This is a genomic window from Stenotrophomonas sp. S49, from assembly GCF_016624905.1.
Classification (GTDB): domain Bacteria; phylum Pseudomonadota; class Gammaproteobacteria; order Xanthomonadales; family Xanthomonadaceae; genus Stenotrophomonas.
In genome coordinates this window covers 1-16,319 of the sequence record NZ_JACVUD010000095.1, presented here as the reverse complement: position 1 = coordinate 16,319, position 16,319 = coordinate 1, and the positions used below count along the sequence as shown (strand labels likewise).

Sequence of the window (16,319 nt, the reverse complement as noted above, 5' to 3'; positions counted from 1 at the left end):
TAGCCCCCACCCGCGGCCGGGGGCCCGGGCCGCCGGCTGCCCCCCGGCGGGGCCCGCGCCCGCCGCCGCCCCGACTGCCGAAAAGGCCCCCGCCGCCCCCGTGAACGCCGAAAACCGCAGCCACGACGAAAGCTCCTATGCCGAGCCGGACAAGGTCGTCATCAAGGACATCGCGCTGGATCTGAAGCTGGACTTCGACCAGAAGCAGATTGGCGGCACCGCTACCTACACCCTGGAATGGAAGCAGAAGGACGCCCAGCAGCTGGTGCTGGACACCCGTGAGCTGAGCGTTTCCAAGGTCGAGGCCATCGCCGCCGACGGCGCGCGCAGCCCGCTGAAGTTCGAACTGGCCCCGGTCGACAAGGTGTTCGGCAGCAAGCTGACCATCGAAGCCCCGGCCCAGCCGGCCAAGGTGGAAGTGAGCTACCACACCGCCCCGACCGCCTCGGGCCTGCAGTGGCTGGAGCCGTCGATGACCGAGGGCAAGAAGCTGCCCTTCATGTTCAGCCAGTCGCAGGCCATCCACGCCCGTTCCTGGGTGCCGCTGCAGGACACCCCGAGCGTGCGCTTCACCTACAGCGCGCACGTGGTCTCGCGCCCGGACGTGATGGTGCTGATGAGCGCCGACAACGATCCCAAGGCCGCGCGTGACGGTGACTACACCTTCAAGATGCCGCAGCCGATTCCGTCGTACCTGCTGGCCATCGCCGCCGGTGACCTGGTGTTCGAGCCGATTTCCGGCCGTTCTGGTGTCTGGGCCGAGCCGACCATGGTGAACAAGGCCGCCAAGGAATTCGAAGACACCGAGAAGATGATCGGTGCCGCCGAGAAGCTGTACGGCGAATACCGCTGGGGCCGCTACGACATGCTGGTGCTGCCGCCGTCGTTCCCGTTCGGCGGCATGGAAAACCCGCGCCTGACCTTCGCCACGCCCACCGTGATCGTCGGCGACAAGTCGCTGGTTTCGCTGGTGGCCCACGAACTGGCGCACAGCTGGTCGGGCAACCTGGTCACCAATGCCAGCTGGAAGGACATCTGGTTGAACGAAGGCTTCACCACCTACGTGCAGGGGCGCATTACCGAAGCCCTGTACGGCAAGGAAATGGCCGAAATGGAAAAGCAGATCGACCAGACCGACCTGCTGGCCGAAGTGAAGGACATGAGCCCGGCCGACCAGGCCCTGGCACTGCCGCCGCTGAACGAGCGTGACCCCGACGAAGCCCTGAGCCAGGTGGCCTACGTGAAGGGTTCCTGGTTCCTGGAGTTCCTGGAACAGCGCTTCGGCCGCGAAACCTTCGATCCGTTCCTGCGTGGCTGGTTCGATGACCACGCCTTCCAGAGCGCCAACACCGACCAGTTCGTCGAGTACCTGAAGAAGAACCTGCTGCCGAAGAACCCGACGGCGGTGAGCGAAGCCGAACTGAAGGCATGGCTGGACGAGCCGGGCATCCCGGCGTTCGCCGCCAAGGCGCAGTCGCGCAACTTCAGCAGCGTCGATGCCGCGCGCATCGCCTTCTCCGGCGCCGGCAGCCTGCCGGGCAGCCAGGTCACCGCCGAATGGGGCACCCAGGAATGGGTGCGCTTCATCGACGGTCTGGGCACCACCCTGCCGCTGGACAAGCTGGCCGCGCTGGACAAGGCCTACCACTTCACCGGCACCGCGAACGGTGAAATCGCCATGCGCTGGTACCCGCTGACCATCCGCAGCGGCTACACCCAGGCCAACGAAGCGGCCGGTGCGTTCATCGAGCGCGTGGGCCGTCGCAAGCTGATCATGCCGATCTACGCCGAACTGGTGAAGACGCCCGAGGGCCTGGCGTTCGCCAAGCAGGCCTTCGAGAAGGCCAAGCCGGGTTACCACCCGATCACCACCGCCTCGGTGCAGGACATGCTGGCCAAGGCCGAAGCCAAGTAAGCAGAAGCGCCGGGCACCCCCCGGCGCTTTTTCGTAGAGTCGAGCTTGCTCGACTGCCGTTGCTCTGTAGAGTCGAGCCATGCTCGACTGCTCTTGAAGAGCCAGTCGAGCATGGCTCGACTCTACATATCTGTGCACACACGAAGGACCTCCACATGAAACGTCTGTTCCTGATCGCCGCCTGCACCCTGGCGCTGGCCGCCTGCAGCAACCCCGAAGAAGAGCGCAAGGCGCAGGAAGCGGCGGCCGCGGCTGCGCAGGCGCAGAAGGAAGCCAAGGCCGACGACGTGGCCAAGCAGTACGACACCGCCGTGGCCGCACAGGACTGGGAACGCGCACGCATCCACGGCGGTTCGCTGCTGGACCAGTACAAGGACACCGCCGCCGCCGGGCGCATTGCCGCCGGCTTCGATGAGGTGAAGGCCAAGGCCGATGCCGCGCGGAACCTGCGCCGCATGCAGGCGCTGTGGCAGTACAACGAGATTCCGGTCGGCAGCAAGGGCGTGCAGCGTTCGGCGTCGATCTACAGCAAGGAACGGGTGGACGTGGATGGCAGCGGCGCCAAGCCGGTGCAGCTGGTGTTCCGCGATCACCCCGAATGGAAGCGGCACGCCTACCTGGTGCTGCAGGCCGGCGATTTCCGCTGCCCGCAGTGCACGGTGAAGGTGACCGTGGACGACGGCAAGCCGATATCGATGGCTGCGTGGCGGCCGAAGACCGACGAGGCCATCGCGATGTTCATCACCGACCAGAAGGCGCTGTGGAAGCTGGCGCAGAAGGGCCAGTCGATCAGCATCGAGTTCCCGGTGAAGGCCGGCGGCACCCGCACCGCGGTGTTCGAAACCGGCGGCGTGGACAGCAGCCGCATGCCGTCGTGGTGGAAGTAACGGCCCACGCGACGGTGGCCCCACCCCTGTCGGCCGTGCGCCACTGGGTGTTCGACATGGATGGCACGCTGACCGTGGCCATGCATGATTTCGACGGCATCAAGCGCGCGCTGGGCATCCCGCCCAGTGCGGACATCCTGGCGCACCTGGCCGGCCTGCCGGCGGCGGAGGCGGCGCAGAAGCACGCCTGGCTGCTGGACCACGAGCGGGCGCTGGCCGCAGGCGCACTGCCGGCGCCGGGGGCGGTGGCGCTGCTGCGTGCGCTGGCCGCGGCCGGCTGCCAGCTCGGCATCCTGACCCGCAACGACCATGCGCTGGCCAAGCTGACGCTGGATTCGATCGGGGTAGGGGATCTGTTCGACGATGGCGCCATCATCGGCCGCGATGAAGCGGTGCCCAAGCCCTCGCCCGATGGTGTGCAGCAGCATCTGCGGCGCTGGGGGGCCAGCGCCGGCGGGGCGGTGATGGTGGGCGACCACGCCTACGATCTGGACTGTGGCCGCGCCGCCGGTGCGCGCACCGTGCTGGTCAACCAGCCGGACAACCCGTGGCCGGGTCGCGCGGATTGGCATTTCGCCGATTGCCGCGCGTTGCACGCGGCTTGGCAGGGGTGATCATTCGGCCGTGCCGGGCCATGCCCGGCGTGTCGACCAAGGTCGACACCTACCCAGCGCAGTCTTCGTAGTGCATCGGGTGAAGAGCCCCCTTGTTGTTCAAGGGGGCGCGCCGAAGGCGCGGGGATAAGGTGGAATGCGCGGGCAATTTGGTTACGCGCTGAGCGCGTAGCCAAATTGCTGCTTGAACTGCTCGTTGAACTCGTCAAAGGTGAAGCGCTGGTTCTGGGTGCCCGGGTGCTCGACCTTCAGCGCGCCCATCAGGTTGCCCATGCGGCCGATGGTCAGCCAGTCGTAACCCTTCTGGATGCCGTAGATCAGGCCGGCGCGGAAGGCGTCGCCGCAGCCGGTCGGGTCGACCACGCGGCGCTCGTGCGCCGGCGGAATGTCGTAGCTCTTTTCCGGGGTGTGGATCACCGCGCCCTTCGGGCCGCGGGTGGTGATGTAGGCCTTCACCCGGCTCACGATCTCCTTCTCGTCCCAGCCGGTGCGTTCCTGCAGCAGGTTCGACTCGTAGTCGTTCACCACCACGTAGTCGGCCTGCTCGATGAACGCGCGCAGCTCCGGGCCGTTGAACAGCGGCATGGCCTGGCCCGGGTCGAAGATGAACGGGATGCCGTCTTCGTGGAATTCCTGCGCGTTCTGGATCATGCCCTCGCGGCCGTCCGGGCCGACCAGGCCCAGGGTCACGCCCGGCACGCCGCGCACGTGGTTTTCGTACGAACGCATCATCGCGCCCGGGTGGAAGGCGGTGATCTGGTTGTTGTCGTGGTCGGTGGTGATGAACGCCTGCGGGGTGAACAGCTCATCGATCACGCGCACGCGCGACAGGTCGATGCCCAGGCCTTCGAAGTATTCGCGGTAGGGGCCGAAATCCGAACCCACGGTGCCCATCGGGATCGGCTCGCCGCCCAGCAGGTGCAGGTTGTAGGCGATGTTGCCGGCGCAGCCGCCGAACTCGCGACGCATGCGCGGGACCAGGAAGGACACGTTCAGGATGTGCACCTTGTCCGGCAGGATGTGATTCTTGAACTGGTCCGGGAACACCATGATGGTGTCGAAGGCAAGAGAACCACAGATCAGAGCGGACATCGATGTAAGCCTATGCGGTGAATTTTGGGGTGGGCCGGCCCGCTTCGGCGGGCAAGCAAACGGCGCCCATGGGCGCCCGACGGCGCAAAGGTTACCCGCTGGTGCCGCTCAGGGCCAGAACCGGGTGATGCCCGATCAGGCCGAAAGCCTGTGAAGACGCGGGTTCAGCTAGTTTTTTCCTTGCTCGGCGGCAGGCGGGTTGCTAGGCTTGTCGGCCTCGATTTCTGCCCATTTTTTCGCCATCCCGCGGCGGGCACGACACCCCTCAGGACTCCTTCCTCAGATGTTCAAGAAACTCCGTGGCATGTTCTCCAACGACCTGTCCATCGACCTGGGCACGGCCAACACCCTCATCTACGTGCGCGGGCAGGGGATCGTGCTGAACGAGCCGTCGGTCGTGGCCGTGCGCCAGGACCGTGCCATTGGTGGCACCCGCTCGGTGGCAGCCGTAGGCGCCGAAGCCAAGCAGATGCTGGGCCGTACCCCGGGCCACATCACCACCATCCGCCCGATGAAGGACGGCGTCATCGCCGATTTCACCTACACCGAGGCGATGCTCAAGCACTTCATCAAGAAGGTGCACAAGTCCCGCGTGCTGCGCCCCAGCCCGCGCGTGCTGGTCTGCGTGCCGGCCGGTTCCACCCAGGTCGAGCGCCGCGCCATCAAGGAATCGGCCGAGGAAGCCGGTGCCCGTGATGTGTTCCTGATCGAAGAGCCCATGGCCGCCGCGATCGGCGCCGGCATGCCGGTCACCGAAGCCCGCGGCTCGATGGTCATCGATATCGGCGGCGGCACCACCGAAGTGGCGGTGATCTCGCTGAACGGCATCGTCTATTCGGCCTCGGTGCGCATTGGTGGCGACCGCTTCGACGAGTCGATCACCAACTACGTGCGCCGCAACCACGGCATGCTGATCGGTGAAGCCACCGCTGAACGCATCAAGGTGGAGCTGGGCTGCGCCTACCCGCAGGCGGAAGTGATCGAGATGGAAATCTCCGGTCGCAACCTGGCCGAGGGCGTGCCGAAGATGATCAAGATCAGCTCCAACGAGGTGCTGGAAGCCCTGCACGAGCCGCTGTCGGGCATCGTCAGCGCGGTCAAGCTGGCGCTGGAACAGACCCCGCCGGAACTGTGCGCCGACGTGGCCGAGCGCGGCATCGTGCTGACCGGTGGTGGCGCCCTGCTGCGCGACCTGGACCGCCTGATTTCCGAGGAAACCGGCCTGCACGTGCAGGTGGCCGACGATCCGCTGACCTGCGTGGCCCGCGGTGGCGGTCGTGCGCTGGAGCTGGTGGACATGCACGGCAACGAGTTCTTTGCGCCGGAATAAGCCGTCCCGGCTGCTCCCGCCCGCAGCGCCCCTCCGGGGTGCGGCCTGCCCGCATGGGCCGGCCCGCACCGGCGGGGCGCCCGCATGTTTCCCTTCCGCCTTCTGCCAGTTGAATCGTTGACGTGCCGCCCTACGCCGGACCCCCCGTCGCCTCCCGTTCCGGTGATGCCGCCAGCCCGCTGCGGCTGCTGGCCTATCTGGCGCTGGCCATCACCCTGATCGTGCTGGATGACCAGGCCGGCTGGCTGGCGCGCCTGCGCGAACAGGCCAACAGCCTGGTGCAGCCGGTGTGGTCGCTGGCCGGCCTGCCCGGCAAGCTGGGCAGCCAGGTGAAGGACAGCGCGGCCAGCCATGGCCAGCTGGTGACCGAGAACCGCGAACTGCGCAACCAGCTGCTGCTGGCCAATGCGCGCCTGACCCGCCTGCAGACCGCCGCACTGGACAACGCCCAGCTGCGCGAACTGCTGAACGTGGCCGAGCGCAGCGGGCTGGACGTACAGCTGGCGCCGATCCTGGATATCGACCTGGACCCGGTGAAGCAGCGCCTGGTGCTTGATGCCGGCAGTCGCGAAGGCGTGCACGTGGGCCAGGCGGTGATCGACGCCGGTGGCCTGATGGGGCAGGTGATCAGCACCACCGGTGGCACCTCCACCGTGCTGCTGCTGACCGACCCCGACCATGCCGTGCCGGTCACCGTGGCCCGCAACGGCGTGCGGCTGATCGTCTATGGCCGTGGCGATACCCTGGAACTGCGTGACATTCCGCTCAGCGCGGGCGTGGAAGTGGGCGATGAGATCGTCACCTCCGGCCTGGGCGGGCGATTCCCGGCCGGCTTCCCGGTCGGCACCATCACCGGCCTGCGCCCGGACGATACCCACGCCTTCCTGGTGGGCGAACTGAAGCCGGCAGCGCAGCTGGATCGCGGTCGCGACGTGCTGTTGCTCCGCCCCGGTGCGGCGATCCGGATTCCGCAGGCGCTGCGGCAGAGCCTGCAGATGGAGGCTGCCGACGCTCCCGCCGACAGCGCAACGGCCGCGGCCGCCCCGGGCGCCGCCGCTCCGGCACCGGCACCTGCTCCGTCTTCGGCATCGTCTGCACCGCCGCCGACGGCTCCGCCTGCAGCAACGCCGACCCCGCCCACCACGCAGGAGCCCGCACGATGAGCCGCCTGCGCGACAACCCGTGGGTGCTGCCGGCCAGCCTGGTGGTGGCGCTGCTGCTGGGCCTGCTGCCGTTGCCGGCGCTGCTGCAGCCGCTGCGCCCGTACTGGCTGGCGCTGGTGCTGGCCTACTGGGTGATCGAAGCCCCCGAACGCGTGGGCCTGGGCATCGCCTTCGCCAGCGGCGTGGTGGCCGACCTGCTGTACGGCGGGGTGCTGGGTGAACAGGCCCTGCGCCTGGTCATGCTGGCCTTCATCCTGCAGCGCTTCCGTGCCCGCATCCGCTTCTTCCCGATGTCCCAGCAGATGCTGGCCATCGGCGGCCTGCTGTTCAACGACCGCATCGTCAGCGCGCTGGTACACATCGTGGTGGACGAACCGACCCTGCCGTGGTCGTACTGGTGGGCACCGCTGCTGGGCATGGGCTTGTGGCCGCTGGTGTTCGTGCTGCTGGACGCGGTGCGCTTCGGCAAGCGTGGGCGCTGAGCCATGATTCCGCGCCGGCAGGTGAAGAACCCGCACGCTGAAGCCGAACAGTTCCGCCGCCGCGCGGCGCTGGGCTTCCTGGGCGTGCTGGTCTGTCTGCTGGGCCTGGGCGGCTGGTACTTCAAGCTGCAGGTGCTGGACCACGACATCTACGCCACGCGTTCGGAAGCCAACCGCATCAAGCCGCGGCCGGTGGTGCCCGGGCGCGGCATGATCTACGACCGCAATGGCCGCCTGCTGGCCGAGAACGTGCCGGCCTTCCGCCTGGACGTGACCCCGGACAAGGTGAAGGACATGGACGCCACCCTGGAAGGGCTGGCGAAGATCATCAGCATCAGCCCCGAAGAGCTGGAAGCGTTCAACAAATCGCGCAAGGCGCGCCGCAAGTTCCTGCCGGTCACCCTGAAGCTGCGCATGACCGACGAGGAAATGGCCCGGTTCGCGGTGGACCGCTGGCGCTTCCCCGGCGTGGAGCTGGAACCCTACCTGACCCGCCGCTACCCCTATGGCGACCTGTTCGCGCACATCATCGGCTACGTCGGCCGGGTGGACGACAAGGATCTGGAAATGCTGGGCGAGGGCAATGCGGCCCTGACCCACATCGGCAAGTCCGGCCTGGAGCGCTATTACGAGCACGAGCTGCGCGGCAAGGTCGGCTACGAGCAGGTGGAAACCAACGTGCAGGGGCGGGCCATCCGCACCATCGGCCGGGTGGCCGCGCAGTCCGGTGCCGATCTGCGCCTGTCCATCGATGCCGACCTGCAGCGCGCCATGGTCGCCGCCTTCGGCGAGCAGGAAGGCTCGGCCGTGGCGATGGACCCGCGCACCGGTGAAGTGCTGGCGATGGTCAGCCTGCCGTCCTACGACCCGAACCTGTTCGTCAACGGCATTTCCCATGCCGATTTCAAGGCGCTGAACGAGAACCCGTCGCGGCCGCAGTTCAACCGCCTGGTGCTGGGCGGCGTGGCGCCCGGTTCTACCCTGAAGCCGTTGATCGGCCTGGCCGGCCTGGATTCGGGCGTGCGCCGGCCGGAAGACAAGGTGCTGTCCACCGGCATGTTCTACCTGCCCGGCACCAGCCGCGGCTGGGGCGATTCGCACCGCGGCGGCCATGGCTGGACCGACCTGCGCAAGTCGATCGCGCAATCGGTGAACACCTACTACTACAAGCTGGCGCTGGATCTGGGCATCGAGCGCTTCGACCATTACATGGAGTACTACGGCTTCGGCGCGCCGACCGGCATCGACCTGACCGGCGAGATCGGCGGCATCCTGCCGTCGCCGGCCTACAAGGCCAAGAGCCGCAAGGAACGCTGGTACCCCGGCGATACGGTCAACATCAGCATCGGCCAGGGCGACTGGAAGGTCACCCCGCTGCAGCTGGCGCGCGGCGTCAGCGCGTTGGCCGATGGCCAGCTGCGCACCCCGCATCTGGTCATGCAGCAGCGCGCCGGCTTCGACCACGATTGGGTGACCACCGAAGCCGGGCCGAGCAAGCCGGTCAGCCCCAACCCGAACAACGTGCAGGCCGTGCGCGAAGGCATGATGGCCACCATGCAGCCCGGCGGTAGCGCCGCGCGCATGGCCGTCGGCGCGCCGTACAGCATGGCCGGCAAGACCGGTACCGCGCAGGTGATCAGCCGCAAGGGCACCGCGGCGGTGAACCCCAAGAGCCTGCCCATGCACCTGCGCCACCGCGCGCTGTTCGTGGGCTTCGCGCCCGCCGAACAGCCGGTGATCGCCCTGGCCATTGCCGTGGAAGGCGGTGGCTATGGTGGCTCGGCCGCGGCACCGATCGCGCGCAAGATCTTCGATGCGTGGTTGCTGGGCAAGATGCCCGAAGGCATGCAGCCGCTGGACAGCGAGCGTGGCACCACCGCCATCGGCACCACCGCCTTCGACAACGAAGACGTGAACGCGCGCCCGGCCGGTGATGCCGCCGCCGCGCTGCTGGCCGAACTGCCGGTGCTGGTGGGCGTGCCTGCCCCCGCGCCTGCCCCCGAGCCTGTGCCGGTGCCGCCTGCAGCGGCGGCCGCCCCCAGCGCGCCGCGCCCCCCTGCCGCCGAGGCTTCGCGATGAGAGTGTTCCTGCGCTGGGCCGGCGACATGCTGCGCCGCTTCTTCAGCACCCTGGACTGGGTGCTGTGCCTGGCCCTGGGCGCCTTGATGGCCATTGGCCTGGCCACCTTGAAGAGCGCCGGTGGCGACACCCTGGTGATGGCGCAGGGCGCCCGCTTCATTGTTGGCCTGGCCGCGCTCTGGGCCATTTCGCGCGTGCCGATCCTGCGCATCCGCTCGGCCACGCCGATGATCTATGCGATCTCGATGATTCCGCTGCTGGCGGTGTTCGTGCTGGGCACCGGCAAGTACGGACGGCAGTGGCTGGACCTGAAGTTCTTCTACCTGCAGCCGGCCGAACTGCTGAAGGTCAGCCTGCCGATGATGGTGGCCTGGTACCTGCACAAGATGCCGTTGCCGCCGCGCTTCAACACCGTGCTGATGGCACTGGTGATCATCGGCGTGCCCACCGGCCTGGTGATGCTGCAGCCCGACTTCGGCACCGGCGTGCTGATCGCGGCCAGCGGCGTGTTCGTGCTGCTGCTGGCCGGGCTGCCGTGGTGGTGGGTGGGGCTGGGCGTGGGCGGTGTGGCCGCGGTAGCGCCGGTGGCCTGGTTCTGGCTGCTGCGGCCGTACCAAAAGGACCGTATCATGATGTTCCTGGACCCGGAAATGGACGCCCTGGGCGCCGGCTGGAACATCATCCAGTCGAAGATCGCGATCGGTTCCGGCGGTTTCGACGGCAAGGGCTGGGGCGAGGGCTCGCAGTCGCACCTGAACTTCATTCCCGAACAGACCACCGATTTCGCGTTCTCGGTGTTGAGCGAAGAATTCGGCTGGATCGGCGTGGCCACCGTGCTGGCGCTGTACCTGGTGGTGATCGGGCGCTGCCTGTGGATCGCCAGCCAGTCGCGCGATTCCTATTCGCGCCTGCTGGCCGGGGCCACCGGCCTGGCCTTCTTCGTCTATGTGCTGGTGAACGGCGGCATGATTTCCGGCCTGCTGCCGGTGGTGGGCGTACCGATGCCGCTGATCAGCTACGGCGGCACGTCCGCCGTATCGCTGCTGGCCGGCTTCGGCCTGGTCATGGCCGTGCGCAGCCACAACCCCGTGCACGGTGGCTACGGCTGACACCCCTGGGGGTCGGATCCCCCTCTACGGGGAACGGGATCTGACCCCGGCGCACGACTGCGTTATGGCCCTCGTCGCGTACCGTCGACGGTGCCCGACGGCGCTTTGGCCTTTGTTGCGTACCGTCCGCGGTGCTCGACCACGCTTTTGCCTTCGTTGCGTACCGACGACGGTGCTCGACTGCGCTTTTGCCCTCGTCGCATACCGTCGATGGTGCTCGACTACGCTTTGGCCTTCGTCGCGTACCGACAATTGTGCTCGACTGCGCTTTGGCTCTTGCCGCGTACCGTCGATGGTGGCCGACTACGCTTTGGCTTTTGTAGAGTCGAGCTTGCTCGACTTCGCTTTTGCCCTTGTAGAGTCGAGCTTGCTCGACTGCTTTTCGCGCAAAGCAGTCGAGCAAGCTCGACTCTACGAACAGCCAACAGCCAGTACGCGTTCCGCTCACGCCACGCGCAACTGCACATCCACGTATTCGGACAACCCCCGGCAGGCCAGCAGCAAGCCCTCGCGGGCGTCGTCTCCCAGTTGTTGGGCTTCGTCGCCGTCCACCCGCACGCGTTCGGCGGCATGCAGCAGTTACAGCAGGAAGGTCAGGCCGCTGTTGGCGCGGTCGATGCGCGCCAGCGCCATGCGCTGCCCCGGCGTGTGCTGCCGCCCTTGCCAGGCCTGCCCATCGGCGGCGTCCACCTGGCGGATGCGCCGCAGGGCGCCCAGCAGGGCGGTCAGTGTGGTTTCCAGGGCGCGGGCGATGTCCGCCGGAAGTTGATGGGCGGCGTCGCCCAGGGTGGCGAACAGGTACGGGTAAGGCGATAGCGTCATGGCAGGATCCTCGCGCGGCAGGCAGATCCGCCACCCCGCACGCAGGGCGAGGGTGGCAGGCGATGCGTGGCTCCAATACCGGTAACCAATGCGGGAACTCCGGCGGGCGCAAGGCCCTCCACGCACCGCCCGCCAAAGACGCACGGACGGATTGCCAGCCGGCGTCGCCCACACGGAAAAGACGACGCCGACTGGCAAGCGTAAACAACGCATCGGTTAACGGGATTGGAGTCCCGTGCCACCCGTTGTCGGTGGCCCCGCATGTTTCGCACGCCGCGCCCGCCGCACCAATGAGGAAAGTTTGAAAGTCGAATTCGTCAGAAGGGCGCCGCACGATGCACCCAAAGTGGCGATAGCGACACGATGCGCCGCCCGAAAACGCCGCCATTCCCCGGCGTTCGCCACCTGAATCTGCGCAAAGGCGTTTCTGTAAGCGTTTGCGTAACCCCGCGTGAACGCCCACTCGCTGACGAAGTTCCAATAAAAGTGGGCGATCAATCACACTTTGACGCGGTGTTGATCTTGATCAATAGATTTGTCGCAATCGGCCTGCACAATGGCGGCCCGTTCGGCACGGCGCGCCATCACCGATGCAGCGCGAGGGGCGCCGGGCGGGAAAGCAGTACTGATCCAACGGGTACAGGGAGCGCGGAGCACTGCCACTGGGGAGCGGCAGCCGCGCAGGTACCGACCGGATCCGGTCGCCGGTTGCGTCTGCGGGGATGGGGACGCAACCGGCCACCTCTGTTTCTGAATGCGGCAGGTCACTCACACCGTTTTCACAAAAGCGTTTGCCTGCAGGCAAATCGTTGTGATTCATGGTGTTAGGGGTTTTAATTCATCCATGACCTGCTAACCTGCGGTGATGATTCGACGCACTCTGGCCTGCATGCTCACCCTCGGCCTGGTCGCCTGCGCGACCCAGCCGACGTCCCCCCCGTCGTCTCCGCAGGCCAGCAGTTCGCCGCGCCACCCGGCCAGCAAGCCGCAGGGCCCGGCCGAAGCCGCGCCGGAAGCTGCCGCCAGCACCGCACCGCCGGTGGATCTGACCCCGGTGCCGTTTGAAACCGCGCGCGCGAACTTCATTGCCGATACCGCCAAGCGCTACGGCCTGGCACCGCAGCAGATCAGCGCCGTGCTGGACCAGGCGCAGGTGCGCCAGCCCATCATTGCCGCCATGGCCCGCCCGGCCGAACGGGTGAAGCCGTGGAACGAATACCGGCCGATGTTCATCAGCAAGGCGCGCATCGACGGCGGCCGCGCGTTCCTGGCCGAACACCGTGCCGAACTGGACCGCGTGCAGCAGCGCACCGGGGTGCCGGCCGAAGTGATCGTGGCGATCATCGGCGTGGAAACCAGCTACGGCAAGAACGCCGGCAACCACCGCGTGCTGGATGCGCTGTACACCCTGGCCTTCTATTACCCGCGCAGTGGCGACCCGGCCAAGCTGGAACGCGAAGTGCGCCGCGAGCTGTTTTTCCGCGATGAACTGGCCAAGCTGTTCGAACTGGGCCGCGAAGAAAAACTGGACATCACCACGCTCAAGGGCAGCTACGCCGGGGCGATGGGCATGGGCCAGTTCATGCCGTCCAGCTATCTGGATTACGCCGTGGACGGCAACGGCGATGGCCGCCGTGATCTGTTCACCAGCTACGACGATGTGTTCTCGTCCATCGCCAATTACTTCGTGAAGAAGGGTGGCTGGGTGCGCGGCGGGCCCGTGGTGGTGCCGGCCACGCTGGCGCCGGGCCGCGAGGAGTTCAACCCCACCGAGTGGATGCCCACCTGGTCGCTGGCCGACCTGGCGCAGCGCGGCTACCAGCCCAGCGCGCCGGTCCCGGCGGGCGCCACCGCAACGCCCATCACCCTGGAAGGCAGCACCGGCAAGCAGTACTGGCTGGGCTTCCAGAACTACTACGCCATTACCCGCTACAACCTCTCGAAGATGTACGCGATGGCCGTGCACCAGTTGTCCCAGGCCATTGCCGGACAGGAGCTGCCCCCGGCATGAACATCAAATGGCTGGTTCCCGCACTGGCAGTACTCGCACTGGCTGCGTGCAGCAGCGCGCCGAACAAGCCCAGCGCCGGCCACGGCGGCAAGGTGCCCGGCACGGTGGTGCAGGGCAAGGGCGGGCGCCCGGCGCACTGCCCGGACGGTTCGCCCTATGCGGCGGCCACCGAAGACCTGAGCACGCGCGGCAACTACACCGCCGGTGGCCTGTACAAGCCCGGCGTGAAGGACAGCACACCCAGCTACGTGCCCAACGTGGCCTGCATTCCCGAGCCGGAAGTGACCGCGGTCGAACGCTCGACCATCGGCAACAAATCGCCGTATGTGGTGCTGGGCAAGTCGTACAAAGTGCTGGACGACACCCATGACTATGTCGAGCGCGGTACCGCGTCGTATTACGGTGCCAAGTTCCATGGCCGCCTGACCTCCAACCGCGAGGTCTACGACATGTACCAGTTCACCGCCGCACACAAGACGCTGCCGCTGCCCAGCTTCGCCCGCGTGACCAACCTGGACAACGGCGAATCGGTGATCGTGCGCGTCAACGATCGTGGTCCGTTCCACGATGGCCGCGTGGTGGACCTGAGCTATGCCGCCGCCGTGCGCCTGGGCATCACCCAGCGCGGCACCGGCAATGTGGAAGTGCGCGCGCTGCAGCCGGGCGAAGGCAACCTGCTGGCGCAGAAGCCGTCGCGCCGCGAGCGCCGTGCCGCCGAAGCCGCTGCCGCCACGGCGGTGGCCTCGGCACGCCCCACAGCAGCAGCGCGCAGCACGCCGGCCAGCGATATCGACCGCCTGGTGCAGCGCCTGCCTGCCGATGCCATGCCCGCACGTGGCCAGCCGGCCACCACCCAGGCTGCCAGCAGCACCCTGCCGGACGTGGCAGTGAGCGCGCTGCCGCCGAGCGCCCCGGCGCCGCGTGCACCGGTGGCCGTGGTCGCCGCCGCACCGCGCGCAGCTGCCGCCCCGGCACGCAGCACGCCGGCCCCCGCGCCCACGCTGTCGCAGCAGGTTGTGGGTGCGGTGATGGTGCAGGTGGCCAGCTTTTCCAGCCGCGACAACGCCACCCGTGCCATGGGCCAGCTGAACGCGGCCGGCATCGTCGGCGCCACCATCAGCGACATCGCCGCCGGCGGCCGCACCCTGTTCCGTCTGCGCGTACCCGCCACCGACCATGCCAGCGCCGCGGAACTTGTCGGCCGCATCGCCGGTCTGGGCCTGGGCGCACCGCAGATCGTCAAAGACTGATTCGACCGGGGCCGGTGCTGCCGGCCTCCGCCCCGTCGGCCTTACAATGGCCGCTTCGTACCACCCTCCATCCTGGCCGTCCCTGGAGCCTGCTGTCCCATGAATTTCCGTTCCGCCGCCACTGCCCTGGCCGCCACCCTGGTGGTCGGTCTGGCTTCCGCCCAGACCCCCCTGCCGACCCCGGCCACCCCGGCACCTGCCGCCGCCGCTGCGCCGGCAACCGTGGCCACGCCGCCGGCCCCGGTGCCGACTGTTTCCAAGGCGTGGGTCCTGATGGATTACGCCACCGGCCAGGTGCTGGCCGGCGAGAACGTGCACGAAGAACTGGCCCCGGCCAGCATCACCAAGGTCATGACCTCCTATGTCATCGCCGCGGAGGTCAAGAACGGCAAGGTGCGCGCGGATGACCAGGTGATGATGAGCGAGCGCGCCTGGCGCGAAGGCGGCGCCGGCACCGACGGCAGCTACAGCGGCTTCCCGGTGAACCAGACCGCGCGCCTGGAAGACATGGAAAAGGGCATGGCGATCCAGTCGGGCAACGACGCCGCCATCGCCCTGGCCGAACACGTGGCCGGCAGCGAAGAAGCCTTTGCTTCGCTGATGAACAGCTACGCCGCCAAGATCGGCATGAAGAACTCGCACTTCGTGAACGCCCACGGCCTGACCGCCGAAGGCCACCACAGCACCGCCTACGACCTGGCCCTGCTGGGCCGGGCGATGGTGCGCGATTACCCGGAAACCTACGCTTACAACAAGATCAAGGAATTCCAGGTCGGCAACATCAAGCAGCCCAACCGCAACCTGCTGTTGTGGCGCGATGGCAGCGTGGACGGCATCAAGACCGGCCACACCTCCGAAGCCGGCTACTGCCTGATGAGCTCGGCGCAGCGCGGCGACCAGCGCCTGATCGCGGTGGTGCTGGGTGGTTCGTCGGAAAAGCAGCGCGCCGATGACAGCCTGGCCCTGCTGAACTGGGGCTTCCGCTTCTTCGAAACCCACCGCCTGTACGAGCCGGGCAAGGCCGTGGCCGAGCACAAGGTCTGGAAGGGCACCACCGACAAGGTGCAGCTGGGCGTGGCCCAGCCGATGCTGGTGAGCGTGCCGCGCGGCCGCTACAACGACCTGAAGCCGAGCATCGACGTGCCAAAGACCCTGGAAGCACCGTTCACCGCTGGTCAGCAGATCGGCACCGTGAAGGTCACCCTGGACGGCAAGGTGGTGGCGGAAGCCCCGCTGGTGGCCGTGGCGGCTGTTGAACAGGCCGGCTTCTTCAAGCGCCTGTGGGACAGCTTCTGGATGTGGTGGGAATCGGAATGATCCACGCACCTGCGTGGTGAATGAGAAGGCCGGCGAAAGCCGGCCTTTTTCGTTTTTTGTAGAGTCGAGCCATGCTCGACTGATGGTGAATGCAGTCGAGCATGGCTCGACTCTACAACCCCGGTTACAGCGAGCGATTCAAACCGGTGTGCCGACCAACGGTCGGCACCTACCCGCTTCACCATCAGCCGCTCGCCTACAGCGAGCGATTCAAACCGGTGTGCCGACCAACGGTCGGCACCTACCCG

The 16,319-nt window shown here is 67.4% G+C and carries 12 protein-coding genes and 1 pseudogene; 11 read left to right on the top strand and 2 right to left on the bottom strand.

The genetic code is table 11. From position 1 onward, the window contains the following. From IAE58_RS16895 to IAE58_RS16885, 3 genes are all read left to right on the top strand, one after another. On the top strand, positions 1–1,915 hold a 1,915-nt coding region (locus IAE58_RS16895), incomplete at its 5' end, for a M1 family metallopeptidase (RefSeq protein WP_234456395.1). 155 nt (positions 1,916–2,070) lie between these two features. Continuing rightward, the gene (locus tag IAE58_RS16890; RefSeq protein ID WP_199934337.1) at positions 2,071–2,802 is read left to right on the top strand and encodes a hypothetical protein; all 732 of its coding nucleotides are present in this window, start codon (positions 2,071–2,073) and stop codon (positions 2,800–2,802) included. Next, a complete protein-coding gene (locus IAE58_RS16885; RefSeq protein WP_325166865.1) occupies positions 2,793–3,416 on the top strand; it encodes an HAD-IA family hydrolase in 624 nt (207 codons plus the stop codon). The genes IAE58_RS16890 and IAE58_RS16885 overlap by 10 nt, the downstream gene beginning before the upstream one ends. A gap of 153 nt (positions 3,417–3,569) precedes the next feature. Here IAE58_RS16885 and IAE58_RS16880 read toward each other — a convergent pair whose 3' ends face one another. Then, on the bottom strand, positions 3,570–4,508 hold the full coding sequence (locus IAE58_RS16880; RefSeq protein WP_199934338.1) for a carbohydrate kinase family protein: 939 nt from the start codon (positions 4,506–4,508) through the stop codon (positions 3,570–3,572). A 283-nt stretch (positions 4,509–4,791) separates the two neighbouring features. On the opposite strand from IAE58_RS16880, the gene IAE58_RS16875 reads away from it, so the two are divergent. From IAE58_RS16875 to rodA, 5 genes are all read left to right on the top strand, one after another. Then, the gene (locus tag IAE58_RS16875) at positions 4,792–5,838 is read left to right on the top strand and encodes a rod shape-determining protein (protein WP_005419402.1); all 1,047 of its coding nucleotides are present in this window, start codon (positions 4,792–4,794) and stop codon (positions 5,836–5,838) included. 122 nt (positions 5,839–5,960) lie between these two features. Beyond that, positions 5,961–7,001, top strand: coding sequence for a rod shape-determining protein MreC (gene mreC, locus IAE58_RS16870; RefSeq protein ID WP_199934339.1), 1,041 nt, complete (start codon positions 5,961–5,963; stop codon positions 6,999–7,001). Then, a complete protein-coding gene (gene mreD, locus IAE58_RS16865; protein WP_005419400.1) occupies positions 6,998–7,483 on the top strand; it encodes a rod shape-determining protein MreD in 486 nt (161 codons plus the stop codon). The genes mreC and mreD overlap by 4 nt, the downstream gene beginning before the upstream one ends. Before the next feature lie 3 nt (positions 7,484–7,486). Further along, complete coding sequence (mrdA, locus tag IAE58_RS16860; RefSeq protein ID WP_199934340.1) at positions 7,487–9,562, top strand: penicillin-binding protein 2; 2,076 nt, start codon at positions 7,487–7,489, stop codon at positions 9,560–9,562. Then, positions 9,559–10,671 (top strand): rod shape-determining protein RodA, encoded by a 1,113-nt coding sequence (gene rodA, locus IAE58_RS16855; protein ID WP_108754183.1) that lies wholly within the window; start codon positions 9,559–9,561, stop codon positions 10,669–10,671. Before mrdA ends, rodA begins: the two co-directional genes overlap by 4 nt. A gap of 444 nt (positions 10,672–11,115) precedes the next feature. Here rodA and IAE58_RS16850 read toward each other — a convergent pair. Then, positions 11,116–11,493, bottom strand: a pseudogene (locus IAE58_RS16850) (hypothetical protein). A gap of 865 nt (positions 11,494–12,358) precedes the next feature. Here IAE58_RS16850 and mltB point away from each other — a divergent pair. The 3 genes from mltB to IAE58_RS16835 all read left to right on the top strand — a co-directional run bounded on the left by mltB (position 12,359) and on the right by IAE58_RS16835 (position 16,071). Continuing rightward, on the top strand, positions 12,359–13,504 hold the full coding sequence (gene mltB / locus IAE58_RS16845; protein ID WP_108754179.1) for a lytic murein transglycosylase B: 1,146 nt from the start codon (positions 12,359–12,361) through the stop codon (positions 13,502–13,504). Beyond that, complete coding sequence (locus IAE58_RS16840; protein WP_199934341.1) at positions 13,501–14,754, top strand: septal ring lytic transglycosylase RlpA family protein; 1,254 nt, start codon at positions 13,501–13,503, stop codon at positions 14,752–14,754. The genes mltB and IAE58_RS16840 overlap by 4 nt, the downstream gene beginning before the upstream one ends. A gap of 99 nt (positions 14,755–14,853) precedes the next feature. Continuing rightward, positions 14,854–16,071 carry a D-alanyl-D-alanine carboxypeptidase family protein gene (locus IAE58_RS16835; RefSeq protein WP_108754177.1) on the top strand — a complete coding sequence of 406 codons (1,218 nt, stop codon included), beginning with the start codon at positions 14,854–14,856 and terminating at the stop codon, positions 16,069–16,071. Positions 16,072–16,319 lie beyond the last annotated feature (248 nt).